We start from the raw sequence: 13,693 nt of genomic DNA on the forward strand, positions 1-13,693 counted from the left end.
ATCTATACCATAGACCATCCTGGCTGTTGCGCCAGAAGCGGGATTTCAAGGCTTCAAAGCGCAACAGTCGTAAACCTACCGTTCCTTCGCATAATGTATATTATGTTAAATCCTCTCCGTAGCTCTGCAACCCAATACCGGCGCGGCTTTCCGGCAGTTTCCTGCACGATTTTTTAAGCGCGCCCACAATTCAAGCCCCACGACCGCCACCCCGGCACCGTGGGGCTTTTTTTATGACGGGTCCCTCCATGCGACAACAACAATACGCAATCCCCTCCGAATTCGCCCATTGGGCGCGCAGCATCCCTCCCGAATATCTCGCCCGGCATCTGCGGGTTACCCCAGCCACCGCGCGCGCCTGGCAGTCCGGCAAGCGCCCGGCGCCCTGGTGGGCCGTGCATGTCCTGCGGCTCGACAAGCTCGAACGCGACGAAATGGCCCGCCAGATGGGCTATGCGCATCTGCTGCCAAAGTTGGGGATTGTCAGCGGCGAGGTCATCCAGTTCCGGCCACGGCGCGCGCAACCGAAGCCGGCGCCGGCCCGGCCGGCCAGCGTCACGCCGCTGCCGGAACCCGGCCAGATGCAGGCCTAGTCGTTTGGCTTGCCATAGTCCATCGTAGCCCTGCACCCAGTCAGCGTCTTCACGCAAAAGCCTTGCGCTTCTGGCTCTGGCTGGCTCAATGCCATCGACAGCGCTACATGTGCGCCAGTCCCTGCCGCCGTCACTACACCGCTGTACGGGTCTTTCTTCATCAGCTCAGCCGCACCGCGCGCAACCTGCTGCATCTGCTCTTCGCTTGCGGTGTATCGCAGCCCACAGCCCGCAAGCACCAGCGCCAGTACCCCCGCCAAAATCGTTCGCATAACCCCTCCCGTTGTTTTCCGGGAGTGTAACGAAAAAGCCCCGGAGGTCCGGGGCTTTTGTCATCGCTTCTTGCGCTTGCGGAACTGGCCGTTGGCCTTGCGCGGCGGCGTCTTGCGTTTCCTGGTTGCCATGCTCTCTCCTGTTGTCACCACAATACCCGGCCCTGCTGGTCTTTCAGCGTGACCGTCCCTTGATCCGCAATCCACGACTTGAGGCCCGGGAAGCGCGAAAGGATGATTGCGGCGCAGATCACGCCGCCGATCACGATCAGCGTTTCCCGGCCAATCTCAGCCGGCGTAGGAATGATGGCCTTCACGCTCATTCCCCAATTCCCAGCTTGGCCTCAATTCGCGCAAGGCGCGTTTCCAGCCGAACCACGTAGCGGAAGCCGAACAGCGGCACGCCCAGCAGGTTCACGACGCCACAGGCGATTGCTACCGCTTCCGTCGCGCCCATTACTCGGCCTTGCCCTTTTCCGGCAGGAACACCGCCACAGCCGCCAGCACGGCGGCGATGGCTTGCGCCGTCAGATTGGCTTTGTCCGGGTTGGCGCCCATCGCCACCGCGAGACCAGCGAAGCCCGCCCAGGTGGACGGCTCGCGCAGACGTTGCAGAAATTTCACTGTGCTCTCCTGATACGCGGGTACACGAAAGCCGCACCGCCCGCATTCTCGGTCACGACCCATGGATTGATTGGCCGGCTGGCAATGGTGCCCATCCAGTCGGACAGCGGCGCCGGATCGCCGTAGATCGGGTAGTCGGTTCGCAGTCCATCCCCCAACGAGGACAGGAACGTGCCTGCCGGGCACGCGAAAGACGCGTCTAGCGTGCGGCCCTCCGCGATTGCCCGCTCGCACTCCGTCATGTCGGTACGCGGCACGCCCAAGGCGTCCCCGATGCCAAACACGATACCTTTACCGCCCTCCACCACCGCACCGCCCAGCGCCTGGCCGAGATTGCCCGCTGCACCCGCAACCGCAGCGCCCAGCCCGCCGTTTTTTTTTACGACGAAGACAATTGCGGCGATGGCGCCAGCAGCCAGCAGCAGCTTTGCGGTGGTGTCATTCATGTCAGCCACCGAATCCCGGATACTGCACCAGCGAACCAAAGCCATAGGCGCCATTGAGGCCGCCGATTTCCCGGTCGGTCAGCCCTGACATGGATTCCTCGAAGTTGCCGTAGCCGTTGTTGAAGTTCGACACGGCGAAGCCGCTGCCACCGAAAATTCCGCCCACGTCTGCCGTGCCGCCGCCGCTGTACAGCGCATCCGGCGAGCCAGTTCCAAAGATGTTGCCCAGCGAAAAGCCGCCGCCAGTGCCAGAAGCCCCGCCGCCGCCGCCCAGGCCGCGCAGACCGCCTAGGATCGATCCCACCAGCCCCACCCCTGCCTGCGTGTATGCAATGTCGCGCTGGGCCTTGTAGTCGGGCCGAAGCTGCGCCGCCGTGCCGGCCGGCACGCCCGTAGCCGCCGACGCCGCACGCGAACGCAGCGCGAGGAACGCCATTGCGCCCACCGCCGCAATCAGAAGCAAATCCGGGCCACCGCCCCCTGCCGCTGCCTTAGCCATACACCACACCTCCCGCCGCCTCGTATGCGGCCTGCAATCGGTTCAGCGCCACCTCCGGCTGGCCGTAGCCGGCGCCGGGCATGCTCGCCCAAATCTTGCGCACCTTGCGCACCGCCAGCGCGAAGCGCCCGGCATCCACGTCGCCCAGCGCGCCCGCCTCGCGGATCAGTTCCAACGCCGCCGCGTCCTGGCTGGCCGGGCCGAAGTCTGGCAGGCCCAGCCGGGCCGCCAGCGTGTCCCACGTGCGCCGCAGAAACTGGTATGCGCCCGCCGCGCTGCTGCTAATCGGCTTGCCGTTGGACAGTGCCGTCACCACCTGGCGCGGATGGTCCGCGAAGGACTCAAACAGCCCGCCGCCAAACAGCGTGCGATATCCGTTGGCGCCCGCCGTGCCTTCTGCGGTGCGGATCATCATCAGGAAGGCGGCGCGGTTGTTCGCGGCTTGTCCCATGTCGGTTTCCTCAGTGCCCCCGAAGATCGCGCCTTCGGTGGCGTCGTAAAACAGGTTTTCAGCCTGGTCAATGAAGTCCGGCGACTGCGCGCCCGGCTCTTCGCTGCGCTGCCAGTCTCGCCACACCACGTAGCCCACGGCGGCCAGAGCCAGCAGCGCGAACTCGTAGCGGGTCATCAGCCGATTTCCTCGAAATACTCGAACGTGGCGCCGATCTGTTGCGCGGTCACGTTGCTATCCACACACAGCCCATAGCCCGGCCGCAAGATCAGCGGTTCGGTGAAGTCCAGCGGCGATTGCACGCCCGCCGCGACGCTCATGTTCGTCAGCCCCTGCGCAGCGATGAATGCCGAACTCGTCGGGATGGCGGTCTTGAGCTGTCCCGCCGATCCCGCGCCGCCCAGCAGCTTGGCTTGCGGCGCGTAGATGCTGGCGCTTGCCAATGCCGCCGTCTGCCACCAGATCCGCGACGTGACCGCCGCACTTGCGGTCACAATCAAGCCCTCGACTACGAGGTTCTTTCCCGATCCGACCGGATTCCACAGTTGCAGCGTGCAGTACTGCCCCGCCGCAACCGCGACGCTGTTGTAGGCATAGAACGCGGTGTTTCCCAGCGTGCGCGCCTTGCCACCGTCGATCACATCGACCGTGCCGCTAATGCGCTGGTCGAAGAAATCCCCGGTCCCGATCAGCAGGTTGCCGGTCAGCGGCACGCTGCCCTTGTTGTAGACAACCCAGCGCGTGACCTGCTCCGCAAAGCGGTAGCCCTGGCCCGGCTTCAGCACGATATTGCCCTGGCTGAAGTTCGGCCGAACCTCGATCACTGCGAACGGATCGATTGCCGACACGAATTGCACGCGGTCGCCGGCCACGTCGATGGCCTGCGCCTGCCCTACCCCGATATTCAGGTCATAGCCTTGTACGGCTGCAATGATCGGCACGCTTTACCCCTTCAATTTGCTGACAGCTACGATGCCGGCGATAGCCAGCGCGCCGGCCACAAGGAACTTTTGCCCGGTGCCGATTTCCTGCACATTGCTGTACGCCGCCGCCACGTTCGCCGTGGCGTTTTCATTCACGGCTTTGGCCGTGGCGCTGGTATCGCGCGCGAAGTCCAGGAGCTTGCCGAAGCCTTCCAAAAACCCATCGGCGTTGATGCGCTGCTGCTCGGCGCTCAGTTCCAGCCCGTTCTTTCCGATATCAATGGCCGATTCCAGCGCGCCGCCCGCAAAGCCCAGCGCATCGGCCGTGCTCCGGTAGGCGTTTTGGCTGCTGGTCTTGGCGAAGTCGAACGCGCCGGCAATGGAACCGGCATCGGTGTAGCTCAGGTTGGCCGTTACGGCATTGCCGTCGCCCGATACCGAAATGCCGCCATCGTTGACCGTGCGGCGGTCCACATTGTTCGTGGTTGCCGCCGTGCTGCTGCTATTGCTCGACTTGCGCATGGTTCACCTTGTTTCGCTTGCGCAGCGTCACGGCATCCATGCCATAGCCTGCTGCCTGCAATTTCTTAATCAGCCCCTTGCGCCGCGTCGTCACCGTCACGGCATCAAAGTGCCTGCATTGATGCTCGATCAGCGGCAGCACTTCCGCCACCAGATCGACGTCCGCGCGGCCATGCGCCAGCGCAATCTCTGCCTCGGTCGTATGGTCATGCGTCAGCGCCACCAGCACATACCAGAGCACCGGTTCGCCATCACGGAAGACGCGGCAGAACACGCCGCCGCGCACACCCTCTACTGGGTCCATCAGTCCCCCGCTGGTGTCGTACTTCGCCTTGCCAGCAAACGCCGCGCGCACTTCTGCGGCGTGCTGGTCGGTCCACTGTTCCGGGCGAATCTCGATGCGCGTTTCGGCCATGACTATCGCCGGAAGATCGCCAGCGCCACCACGACGCCAGCAATCAGCACCATCGGGTTATTGAACAGAGACAGCGCGTTGTCTGCTGTCGCCTGTACGGCGCTGGTGATGGTCGGCAAGGCTCGCGCCTCGCTGCCACCCGTTGCGACCACCCAGCCGGAGCCGTCGAAATGCTGGTCATACATGCCACGACCGGAATCCGCCGACTTCGGCCCTTCCGGGCCGCCCAGCGTGCTCCCCAACACGTTCGACACGCCCATGATGGCGGCCGTGTACGGGTTGGAATACATGGCCGCATTGGCTGCGCCGTTCATTTGCTCAGCATCCAGATGACAGCACCGGCCAGCACCAGCGGCAGCATGCCGCCCAGCGCGAGCGCCGGGGTGGCGCCGCGCGGTGCCGTGGTCACCGTCATGCCGTCGCTGTTGAGCACGGCGGCGGTGTTGGTGCCTTGCAGCGCCCGGATGGTCTGCACGTCGATCAGACGCGACACGCCCAGGCGCAGCACGTCCGCAGCGGTTTGCGCCAGCGGGTTCAGATCGCTGGCGCCGCCCGCCGTGCTCACCATCGGATCGGAGAAGTAGCTTTGCGGCTGCACCGCGTCCCATTCACCCATGGCGCGCCCCTTACAGGTTGAACGGCAGGTCGATCACCTCGACATACACGTCCAGGCCATCGGCGGCCGTCAGATACGCGTTGAACTCCAGCGCGGCCGCGTCGGCGGTGATCAGCGCGCCGGACTGGTTGTTATCGTGGATGAAGTCCACGCAATAGTGCTTGGACTGCGGCACCTTGCGGTTTTCCTGTTCCAGGAAGCGCTGCACACGGCTGGTGGCATCCCACACGACCAGGCCGTTCTTCTTGACCTCGACGCGGTTGACGTTGCCGTCCGTGGTCGCGGTCCAGTCGGTGCCGGCGTAGAAGAAATGCACGCGCTTGATCAGTGCGCCCTTGGCCGAGAAGTTGACCGGGAACTTCCCGGCCACTGCGGTGGAGGCCGGGAAGTACAGCAGCTTGTGGATCAGCTCGCCGGCGCCCTTGCCTTGCGGCGGCGTCAGCAGCATGTAGCCCTTGAGCGTGGGCGCAGTGGCACCGGCAATCTTGATTTCCAGATTGACGTTGTCCTGCCACGCGGTCAGGTCGAAGCCGCCGATTTCCTTGCCGTCGATGCTGGGCGCGTCGCGCTCGGTGAAATCGATGGTGAGGAAGTTGGCATCGTCGTAGATGCCCTTGTACTTGTTGATCGCGTCCAGCTTGGCGCCGCTGACGTTGTACACCGTGCGCGCGCCGATCTTGACCTTGATATCTTCGATCATGGCCTTGGTCAGCGCGGTGCCGCCCAGCGCCAGCACAATCTTGTTCAGCGTGTTGGCATAGCGCGGGATTTGCAGCGTTGCGACGCCGGTTGCCACCACGTTCAGGAACGGGGGAAGCTCTTGCAGAATTGCCATGTTCGTTTGTCCTTAGCCGACCAGCGCGGTCGCAACGATTTGATCGGCCACCGGCACCCGGCGAGCCACGTAGATAACCGCCAGCACAATGGCCGTGGTCTTGATCGCGTCCTTGATACCGTTCATGGCATCAGCCCAGCAGATCGCGCACCGACGACGGCAGGAAGCGCTTGGCTTGATTGATGATGACCAGCGACACAGCGGTCATCACGACCGCCTTACCGATTTCCTTCACGCTCATGAGGGTTCTCCCGAAAATGCGTTGAAAGCAGGTGCGGGAATTCGCCCCGCGTGCTGTCAGATTGAGCAACGCGCGACCACTATGCAAGGCCGCGCCGTTCGTTACGTTAGGTGCCCGGCGACGGTTTTTCCGGTCTGCATGTCGCGTTCGATGAAATCGAAGCGCCCCGCCGCCTTGTCAGCCACCATCGCCCGCACCTGTTCCTGGCTGACGCCCAGGTATCGGCTCATGGTCTTGACATCGTTCTCGTCGTTCAACCGGCTGCAATGAATCATGGTGCAGTTGCCCAGGAACGTCTTGTCCATCAGCGTGGGCCGCTGGCTGGCGGCGAAGATCGTCATGCCCTTGTGCCGGCCCTGCCGCGATAGGCGCGACCACGCAGGCGGCGCATAGCTCGGGCTGGTCACGTCCGCTAGTTCCTCGATCACGCAGCACACGTCAGGCACTTCGAACGCGAGCGCACAGAAGGCTTCGAACTTCTTGCTGTACGTTGCCATGTCCGGCCCGGGCCGATAGGTCAGCTTGAACGGGTCGGCGGGTTCCAGCGCGGCCAGCGTTTCGACCAGTTCGCGCAGATCGGTCACGATCCGGCCATGGTCGTACTCGTTGAGCGGATCCCAAATCAGCAGCTTGGCCGGATCGCCCTTCGCCAAGGTGCCCTTGAGCCAGCGGCTTTTGCCGCTGCCGCTGGCGCCGATCACGCCGATGATTCTTGCCGTGTTTTGACTGCCTGCCATCATGCCCCCACCGGGCGAAGCCGCCCGCCTGTGTCCTCGAAATTGCCGCCCAGGTGCGAACGGTCGTTACGTTGAGGCGCCACCGCTGGCGGCGGCGCGCCGTTCTCCACGACGCGCTCCGCTTCCTGTTGCGCCTTCCATGCCTTGTGTACGGCCACGTGCGCCACCGCCAGCGGCCCGGCCACCAGCAACAGCGCCAGTTCTGGCGACGACACGCCGCCCAGCTCTATCCCGTACTTCTGCGCCACTGGCACGATGGCCTTGGACAGCCCCTTGATCGCTTCCGGCGTGTAGACAGCCGGCAGGTAGGGCCACGCCACCGCGCCCACCGTCACCACGATATTGATCAGCCCTTCCACCTCCTGCGCCGGGTCGATGGGTTCGGGCGGCGGCGTTTCGCCTGGCAGCAGCGGCAAATCGGACGCCTCGACCGTCTCCGCCGCCAGCGCCTTGCGCCGCAGGGTGTCGAGTACTCCCGGATCGATCATCCCCATACGGAAAGCTCCCCTTGCGCCAGCGGCGCGGCCTGTTCGTTACGTTCGGGCGGCTCGCCCGTAACGTTACGTTCGTTCGTTGGCGCCCCGGTCGCAATGAACTGTTCCCGTATGGCTTCGTCGGCGTCATCCGACCGGGCGAAAATCTGCACGCCGCAGCCCGGCGCGGTGCAGGTGAGATACACCCGCCCGGCGCCACCCTTGGACACGCCCCAGCGCGCGCGCTGGCGGCAAATCGGGCAGGTGCAATCGCTCATGTCAGACGGCTCCCAGCGCGGCGTTCAGGATTGCCGCCACCGCCGCTTCGGTGGTGGTGTCGGCGGGCAGGTTCGCCGCGGCGATTTCGCCAGCGGCCTGCATGGCGGCGGTCGGCTCGGTCGGTGGCGACAGCGCGGCATCGGCCATGCCCATCACCATTCCTGCCTGGTGGAGCACGACACCGTACGTGGTGTCACCGGTGTCGCGCACATGGGGCTTGAGGCTTTCCACGGCGGCCATCAGCGACTGCATTTCGGTCAGGATGCTCATTGCTGCTTCTCCTGCAGTTTGTCGATGGCGCCGGCCATGTCGCGCAGCAACTGGCGGATATCGGCGGGCAGGATCAGCCCGTACAGCTTCAGCGCCTTGTCGGCGCGGTCATAAAACGTTTGGTCTTCCACGGTTTCCCCTCTACGTTGACGCCCCCTCGGGCGCAGTTTCCGGCCCGTACAGGCCATCCATCCATGCCGGCCGCTTCTGGCCGGCGCTCGCCGCGCCGCTGGGGCGCGTACAGTTATTGACACGAGTCCGAGTGCTCGCGGCTTCGCCGCTGCGCTCGACCTTCCGCCATTGGTAGCGCGTCGCTGGAACGAACAGCGCGTCGCAGGTCAGCTCACCCGACGCCATGCGATACCACTGCGGCGCCTGCACGCCATGCGGCAGCTTGCGCAGCGTCAGGCCGTAACGGCCCGGCTCCATACGTTCGGTGTACTTGATCGACACGCGGCGCTTTTCGCCGGCCACGCCGCCCATGGCGCGCGCGTAGTCGGCCCAGCTTGCCGGCTTGTCCTCGGTGCACTGCGCGGCCTTCCAGGCGGCCACGATGACCGGCGCGTCCTGCTCGGCAGGCAGATCTGCCTCTTTCACGCGGCGCAGTTCGCGCCAGACGCCCACCGGCGCCCCGCCGAACGCTTGAAACTGGCGAATTCCCCACGTGGCCGCCCACGCTTCCACGCGCTGGCTCGGCGTAATCACGTCATCGCCCAGGAAGTCAGCCTGCACGGTGTAGCCCTCTGCGGTCTTGTGGTCGCCCACGGCATGGCCGTCGATGTTCTTGGCGATGTACTTGGCGATGTAGCCCACGGCGCTGCCCTTGGCGCGGTCGATGCGCTCGAAGCGGCAGCGGCGGCGGTCGGCGCCGGCCTCGCCTGGCGTGTCGCGCAGCGCGTGCGCGCGGATCACCCGGCAAACATCGTTCACGCGATCGGAGAACAGCAGGCCATGCCAGTGCGGGCAGCCATCGTGATGCGGCTCCGCGACGCGCATGCCGAAGTAGGTAATGCCTAGGCGTGCCAGTTCGGCACGGATGCGCGCCCACACGCGGCGCAGATAGGCTTGCGCCTCGCGCGGGCTTTCGCCCTCATATTTCGCGTTGGGGTGCCACTTGTGGCCGGCCTGCTTCACGGCATGGAAGCGGCTCGGACACGTGATGGTGAACATCACGCCCGCGAACCCGGCTTCGTCGGCCAGTTCCTCGGCGCCCTTGAGGCGCGTCATCAATTCGCCGCGGCGCAGCGCCTTGTTGGCGACGGAACGTTCGGCCAGTTCGGCCAGCGTGAATCGTTGGCCGTGCTCGTTCTCCAGCGATGTGGCGGCCAGCGTGGCGGCGTTGCGGCGGTTCTGCGCGACGCGGCGGCGCACAGCGTCATTGCTGGCGTACGGGTCGCTCCGGTAGTGCACGTAGTGCAGCCGAATATTCGAGTGCTCGAGCGCGCGGATATGCTTGGTGCGCAGACGGCGGCGCCACCACAGTTCGCAGCGCACGCGCGCTACCTTGTCGGCGTCCTCGGGAAAGTCCGGCAGCGCGACGCCCTGGCGCGCGCACTCGGCTTCGCAGACAACCAGCGCTTCGGCGGTGTCCAGGCCGGTGGTTTTCAGCAGCACATCGGCGGCGATCTTGCGCGCCTTCATGCAGATTTCGTAGTCGGAGGCATCAGGCCGCACCGGCATGCTTTCCGGCGCGTGCTCCGCGAGGAAGGCGGCAACGGCGCCAGCGGCGGCGCCCAGGTCAAACAGGTGCGGATACCCGGCGCGCTGCGCGCTGTCGCGCCCGGCCTTGTCGGCGGCCTTGGCCGCGCGGTTGTACCAGCGCATCGGCACGCGGGCCCGCGCTTCCAGCATTTCCGGAAGCGCGGGCACAGCACTACTCGCGGCGCTGAGGTATCCCCACATGACGCGTTACCACACGCGCATTGTGACGGCGCGGAAGGTGCCATTGATCCACGGCACCATGACCACGCGCTTTCCGCACAGGCGCCAGTCCGGCACCTGGCTGTTGCGGTTGGGCTGGGACAGCGCGGCGCGGCACGCGGCCAGCGCCTCGGCGGCGGCGGTCGATTTGCTCATAGCCCGTTGGCCTCCATGAAGGCCGCCCATGCGATATAGCCCGCGAACCAGCACATCAGCGGAAAACACATATCAGGCTCCCAGCCAGTGAAAGAATCGGTCGGCCAGATCGGCCATGCGCGAGCGGCGCGTGTAGTACGGGCCGTCGATGGTGAATCCGCCCAAGGCGGTGCGGTGGATGCGGGCGGGCTTCATGGTTACCACTCCCCCATCAGACCGCCCAGCACTTGCAGCGAGAGCGGGATCGCCACACCGTCCAGGTGGCGAACCGCGCAATAGGCCATCAGCCAAGTTGTCTCGCCGCCCGCTTTCCGCCGCATGGCTAGCCCCTTGTCCCGTGCGGCTAGTTCTCTCAGCAGGTCTGCGCGCCATTGGACGCGTTGCTCATCGGAAATTTGTAACGACATGTGACCACCCCTCTATCCCCTACCCTGTTGCGGAAGCTCCCGAAGCGGGAGAGCGCGCCACCTGCCAGCTAGCTAAGCCGGCCCTGGCGGGTAGGTTCCAGGCGGCGGCGCGTCTGGATCGGAATATAGTTAGAGGCCGCGTAACTGTCAAACACTTCGTAACGTTCCGCACGTTCAAACGTTGCATGTTGCGGGACATATGACTACCCTTCAGACCGGGTAGACCACTAGGGGTAGTGATGAAAACGACTCTTGAATTTCTTGAGGCAGTGCGCGCCAAGCTTGGCGGCGCCTCCGATTACGCGATTGCGAAGGAACTTGGCATCACTCGCGCTTCCGTCAGCCGCTATCGCAATGGACATGGCGGCTTTGATGACGAAACGGCGGTGAAGGTGGCGCGCGTGTTGGATATCGATCCTGCCGCAGTGGCTACTGCTGCACACGCTGAACGGGCGAAGAGCCCTGAATTGCGGCAGATGTGGGCGTCTGTCGCCGACCGCTTTTCGCTAAATTTTGATGCGCTCTGCGAGCACGTCCGGATGGGCCTGACCCCGCGTCTAGCCTAGCCCGCAGAGCTTTTTCCGGAGAGGTTTGTATATTATGTTAAATGGCTTGGAAAATATTCAAGCGACTGGCTACCCCGCCGGTAGCGACTTGTCACACACCGCGCTATCAATCGGTCTACAGAGCACCTCTTGCCGCAGATACACTCGAGACGTTCCGAACGCAATATGGCAATCCCAGGTTTCATGCGCGTTCGCGGGGGCTCGTGTGTTACGCAACAGCCCATCGTCAAGGCATGGATTCGACCGCTAAGCCAAGGCTGGCGCGGGTTTCAGCGCTTCTCGAACGAGGTGCGTATGGTGTGTAGAGACGCTAGGACCGGGATTTGCGCGAGCATTGGAGCTGGCTAAGCCCCTTAACCGCCCCGCCAACGCCGCTGAAGAGCGTATCCCCGTCCGGTTGGACCGGGCTGGCGATGTTCCCCAACAGTTCCCCCAGTGTTCCTTTTATGTTCCCCTCGCGCCCGGGACTGTTCCGCTGGTGTTCCCTTTAAGTTACCTTCAAGTTCCCACCATGCTGCCACTCAAGCCACTTGACCTGCTGTCGGACGATGAACTGGAGGCCTTCCTGGCCGAGGTGTGCAACGATGATGACGGGGCCGCCCGCGAGCATCTCGCCCGGGCGCCGCGTTCGGGTAGTTCGCCACGATCGCCTGGTAGCCGAAGTCATAGTCCGCGCCGTACGAGAAGTTCGGATTACCCTGCCCGTCCAGCGGCGTCACCGGGTTGATGCCCACGCCGTGCTGGCCGATGACCTCGCCGTTCACCACCAGTTGGCGGTTCACGTTGCCCCCTGGTTGACTAGCAGCACATGGCCCGCCGCGTCCTTCACGAACGTGCGATTGTTGGCCGGCCTGGTCGAATCCGTGACCGAGATCAGGTTGCCGTTGACGTCGTAGCTGCTCGTGGTCGAGCCCGGGTTCATCTTGTCGCTGGTACCCGAGATCGTCCCTTGCTTGTAGCCCTCGAAGCGCAGCAGGCTGTAGTTGTACTTGTTTGTGTAGCCACCCGCGTAGTCCGAGTGCGTGTACTGCAACACGTTGCCAGCGGCATCGTAGCTGTCGTAGTGCACATCGGACTTCAACGCACCATCGCTCTTGAACGTGCGCTGATGCACCAGGCGACCGTTCGCGTCGTACTGGTTCGCGCGCAACTCCATGCCGTTGGTCTGGTCCTGCGCCGCGCCCTCGTTAAGCTTGTTGACGTAGTCCTGCGGCAGGTTACGCGAGCCGCTCATCGTCACGCGGCCGGCGCCATCGTATGATGGCCTCGCCGGATTCCTGGTAGCCGATGATGATTGTCTCGCCGCCGGCCGTGCTCACCTTGTTGCCGTAGTACGTGTCGGTCAGCCGATTTCCGTTCTTGTCGTACGTGATGGCGTGACCCTGCGCACCGAGGTTGCCGTACGCATCGACGCCGTCCACGATGATCTGGCGGTTCATCGAGTCGTACTTGAAGAAGCGGGCCGCATCCGAACGGTTGGTGCCGTCCACCGAATGCTGCTCGATGTAGGTACGGTTGCCCACCGCGTCGTACTGGAACGAGATGTGGACGTGGCCGTCCGCCACGTCGCGCAGGCGGTTCAGCGCGTCATAGGCCAGGAAGTTGTCCTGGTACACCGCGCCACCCTGCACCGTCTTCTCGCGCACGCGGTTGCCGGCCAGGTCATACGCATAGGTCGTGGTCTGGCCGATGGCGTAATCGCTGATCGTGGTTACCTGTCCCGCCGCATCGTAGCCCCACGCCAGCGACTGGCCGAGCGTATTGCTCTGCGCGATCAGTTGCTTAGCGTTGTCGTAGGCGTAGCTGTACACCGCGCCACCGATATCGGTGTGCCGCGTGACCTTGCCGAAGTAATCGTAGGTCCAGGTGGCCGCCATGCTGGTCGGGTCCACCTCGGCGATCTTGCGGTTCAGCGCATCGTACGCGGCACGCGTGACCTGGCCTATCGGCTGCGTGGTCGACTGCAGGTTGCCACGCACGTCGTACGAATAGCGCGTGGTCTCACCGGCGCCGTTGACCTGCATGAGAAGGCGGCCGGCCTGATCGTACACGTACTGCTCGTACAGGCTCTTCCAGCCCGCGCTCTGCAGGTTGTAGTTGCCGTCAATGTAGGTGACTACCAGCATGGACGGTGGTCAACAGGCGGTTCGCCGCGTCGTACGTATAGCGCGTGAGCCAGCCCATGGCGTCGAGCATTGCCGTCTTGTTGCCGAACGCGTTGTAGCGATAGGTCACCACGCCACCATCGGCATGCAGCTCCGCCATGACGTTGCCGGCGCCGTCGTAAGTCTTGCCGTTGACGTTGCCGTTGGCGTCGGTCACGGAGACCTCCCTACCCCAGCTTGAATCGGACCCGGCACAGCCTGCCCACCTGCTGATGGAAGTGGGGTTGGGCTACCGGTTTGCCGCGTAACGCTGAAACGCCGGGTGTCTTTACCGGAATTGCAC

Annotated in this window: 28 protein-coding genes; 2 read left to right on the forward strand and 26 right to left on the reverse strand. The window is 64.3% G+C overall.

The window, feature by feature from the left end:
- The first annotated feature begins 233 nt into the window (after positions 1–233).
- Positions 234–593 carry a hypothetical protein gene (locus ACIP1U_RS31185; RefSeq protein WP_400323357.1) on the forward strand — a complete coding sequence of 120 codons (360 nt, stop codon included), beginning with the start codon at positions 234–236 and terminating at the stop codon, positions 591–593.
- Here the strand turns inward: ACIP1U_RS31185 and ACIP1U_RS31190 are convergent.
- The 22 genes from ACIP1U_RS31190 to ACIP1U_RS31295 form a co-directional block, all read right to left on the reverse strand.
- Positions 590–865 (reverse strand): hypothetical protein, encoded by a 276-nt coding sequence (locus tag ACIP1U_RS31190; RefSeq protein WP_400323360.1) that lies wholly within the window; start codon positions 863–865, stop codon positions 590–592. The two genes, ACIP1U_RS31185 and ACIP1U_RS31190, sit on opposite strands and share 4 nt — an antisense overlap.
- Positions 866–1,011: 146 nt before the next feature.
- Positions 1,012–1,188, reverse strand: a complete 177-nt coding sequence (locus tag ACIP1U_RS31195) for a hypothetical protein (RefSeq protein ID WP_400323363.1) — start codon at positions 1,186–1,188, stop codon at positions 1,012–1,014.
- Entirely contained in the window at positions 1,185–1,322 is a 138-nt protein-coding gene (locus ACIP1U_RS31200; RefSeq protein WP_400323366.1) for a hypothetical protein, read from the reverse strand. Before ACIP1U_RS31200 ends, ACIP1U_RS31195 begins: the two co-directional genes overlap by 4 nt.
- The gene (locus ACIP1U_RS31205; RefSeq protein ID WP_354682656.1) at positions 1,322–1,489 is read right to left on the reverse strand and encodes a hypothetical protein; all 168 of its coding nucleotides are present in this window, start codon (positions 1,487–1,489) and stop codon (positions 1,322–1,324) included. Before ACIP1U_RS31205 ends, ACIP1U_RS31200 begins: the two co-directional genes overlap by 1 nt.
- Complete coding sequence (locus ACIP1U_RS31210) at positions 1,486–1,935, reverse strand: hypothetical protein (protein ID WP_400323369.1); 450 nt, start codon at positions 1,933–1,935, stop codon at positions 1,486–1,488. Before ACIP1U_RS31210 ends, ACIP1U_RS31205 begins: the two co-directional genes overlap by 4 nt.
- A 1-nt stretch (position 1,936) precedes the next feature.
- Entirely contained in the window at positions 1,937–2,371 is a 435-nt protein-coding gene (locus tag ACIP1U_RS31215) for a hypothetical protein (RefSeq protein ID WP_400323372.1), read from the reverse strand.
- A gap of 55 nt (positions 2,372–2,426) precedes the next feature.
- A complete protein-coding gene (locus ACIP1U_RS31220; protein WP_400323375.1) occupies positions 2,427–3,062 on the reverse strand; it encodes a glycoside hydrolase family 104 protein in 636 nt (211 codons plus the stop codon).
- On the reverse strand, positions 3,062–3,826 hold the full coding sequence (locus ACIP1U_RS31225; protein WP_400323378.1) for a hypothetical protein: 765 nt from the start codon (positions 3,824–3,826) through the stop codon (positions 3,062–3,064). Before ACIP1U_RS31225 ends, ACIP1U_RS31220 begins: the two co-directional genes overlap by 1 nt.
- A 3-nt stretch (positions 3,827–3,829) precedes the next feature.
- Positions 3,830–4,330 (reverse strand): hypothetical protein, encoded by a 501-nt coding sequence (locus ACIP1U_RS31230; protein WP_400323381.1) that lies wholly within the window; start codon positions 4,328–4,330, stop codon positions 3,830–3,832.
- Positions 4,311–4,745, reverse strand: coding sequence for a hypothetical protein (locus ACIP1U_RS31235; RefSeq protein WP_400323384.1), 435 nt, complete (start codon positions 4,743–4,745; stop codon positions 4,311–4,313). Before ACIP1U_RS31235 ends, ACIP1U_RS31230 begins: the two co-directional genes overlap by 20 nt.
- Before the next feature lie 2 nt (positions 4,746–4,747).
- Positions 4,748–5,059 carry a hypothetical protein gene (locus ACIP1U_RS31240; protein WP_400323387.1) on the reverse strand — a complete coding sequence of 104 codons (312 nt, stop codon included), beginning with the start codon at positions 5,057–5,059 and terminating at the stop codon, positions 4,748–4,750.
- Positions 5,056–5,361, reverse strand: a complete 306-nt coding sequence (locus ACIP1U_RS31245; RefSeq protein ID WP_400323390.1) for a hypothetical protein — start codon at positions 5,359–5,361, stop codon at positions 5,056–5,058. The genes ACIP1U_RS31240 and ACIP1U_RS31245 overlap by 4 nt, the downstream gene beginning before the upstream one ends.
- Before the next feature lie 10 nt (positions 5,362–5,371).
- A complete protein-coding gene (locus ACIP1U_RS31250) occupies positions 5,372–6,196 on the reverse strand; it encodes a major capsid protein P2 (protein WP_400323392.1) in 825 nt (274 codons plus the stop codon).
- 342 nt (positions 6,197–6,538) lie between these two features.
- Positions 6,539–7,177 carry a hypothetical protein gene (locus ACIP1U_RS31255; protein ID WP_400323395.1) on the reverse strand — a complete coding sequence of 213 codons (639 nt, stop codon included), beginning with the start codon at positions 7,175–7,177 and terminating at the stop codon, positions 6,539–6,541.
- Entirely contained in the window at positions 7,174–7,668 is a 495-nt protein-coding gene (locus ACIP1U_RS31260) for a hypothetical protein (protein WP_400323398.1), read from the reverse strand. Before ACIP1U_RS31260 ends, ACIP1U_RS31255 begins: the two co-directional genes overlap by 4 nt.
- The gene (locus ACIP1U_RS31265) at positions 7,659–7,925 is read right to left on the reverse strand and encodes a hypothetical protein (protein ID WP_400323402.1); all 267 of its coding nucleotides are present in this window, start codon (positions 7,923–7,925) and stop codon (positions 7,659–7,661) included. Before ACIP1U_RS31265 ends, ACIP1U_RS31260 begins: the two co-directional genes overlap by 10 nt.
- A 1-nt stretch (position 7,926) precedes the next feature.
- Complete coding sequence (locus ACIP1U_RS31270; RefSeq protein WP_400323404.1) at positions 7,927–8,196, reverse strand: hypothetical protein; 270 nt, start codon at positions 8,194–8,196, stop codon at positions 7,927–7,929.
- Positions 8,193–8,327, reverse strand: coding sequence for a hypothetical protein (locus tag ACIP1U_RS31275; protein ID WP_400323407.1), 135 nt, complete (start codon positions 8,325–8,327; stop codon positions 8,193–8,195). Before ACIP1U_RS31275 ends, ACIP1U_RS31270 begins: the two co-directional genes overlap by 4 nt.
- 10 nt (positions 8,328–8,337) lie before the next feature.
- The gene (locus tag ACIP1U_RS31280; protein ID WP_400323409.1) at positions 8,338–10,065 is read right to left on the reverse strand and encodes a replication endonuclease; all 1,728 of its coding nucleotides are present in this window, start codon (positions 10,063–10,065) and stop codon (positions 8,338–8,340) included.
- Between the two features lie 39 nt (positions 10,066–10,104).
- Entirely contained in the window at positions 10,105–10,272 is a 168-nt protein-coding gene (locus ACIP1U_RS31285) for a hypothetical protein (RefSeq protein ID WP_400323412.1), read from the reverse strand.
- A gap of 72 nt (positions 10,273–10,344) precedes the next feature.
- A complete protein-coding gene (locus ACIP1U_RS31290) occupies positions 10,345–10,467 on the reverse strand; it encodes a hypothetical protein (protein WP_400323415.1) in 123 nt (40 codons plus the stop codon).
- A 2-nt stretch (positions 10,468–10,469) separates the two neighbouring features.
- On the reverse strand, positions 10,470–10,679 hold the full coding sequence (locus tag ACIP1U_RS31295) for a hypothetical protein (RefSeq protein ID WP_400323418.1): 210 nt from the start codon (positions 10,677–10,679) through the stop codon (positions 10,470–10,472).
- Between the two features lie 239 nt (positions 10,680–10,918).
- Here ACIP1U_RS31295 and ACIP1U_RS31300 point away from each other — a divergent pair, with 239 nt between their 5' ends.
- Entirely contained in the window at positions 10,919–11,245 is a 327-nt protein-coding gene (locus ACIP1U_RS31300; RefSeq protein WP_400323421.1) for a DUF3693 domain-containing protein, read from the forward strand.
- A 521-nt stretch (positions 11,246–11,766) separates the two neighbouring features.
- Here the strand turns inward: ACIP1U_RS31300 and ACIP1U_RS31305 are convergent.
- The 4 genes from ACIP1U_RS31305 to ACIP1U_RS31320 are packed head-to-tail and all read right to left on the reverse strand — an operon-like array spanning position 11,767 to position 13,624.
- Positions 11,767–12,027: a hypothetical protein gene (locus ACIP1U_RS31305; RefSeq protein WP_400323423.1), complete on the reverse strand. Its 261-nt coding sequence runs from the start codon at positions 12,025–12,027 to the stop codon at positions 11,767–11,769.
- On the reverse strand, positions 12,024–12,479 hold the full coding sequence (locus ACIP1U_RS31310; RefSeq protein WP_400323426.1) for a hypothetical protein: 456 nt from the start codon (positions 12,477–12,479) through the stop codon (positions 12,024–12,026). Before ACIP1U_RS31310 ends, ACIP1U_RS31305 begins: the two co-directional genes overlap by 4 nt.
- Entirely contained in the window at positions 12,463–13,371 is a 909-nt protein-coding gene (locus ACIP1U_RS31315; protein ID WP_400323429.1) for a hypothetical protein, read from the reverse strand. The genes ACIP1U_RS31310 and ACIP1U_RS31315 overlap by 17 nt, the downstream gene beginning before the upstream one ends.
- Positions 13,349–13,624 (reverse strand): hypothetical protein, encoded by a 276-nt coding sequence (locus ACIP1U_RS31320; RefSeq protein ID WP_400323498.1) that lies wholly within the window; start codon positions 13,622–13,624, stop codon positions 13,349–13,351. The genes ACIP1U_RS31315 and ACIP1U_RS31320 overlap by 23 nt, the downstream gene beginning before the upstream one ends.
- Between the last annotated feature and the right edge of the window lie 69 nt (positions 13,625–13,693).

Origin of the sequence: Cupriavidus sp. NPDC089707 (assembly GCF_044748965.1) — a bacterium.
In the GTDB taxonomy this organism is placed as follows: domain Bacteria; phylum Pseudomonadota; class Gammaproteobacteria; order Burkholderiales; family Burkholderiaceae; genus Cupriavidus.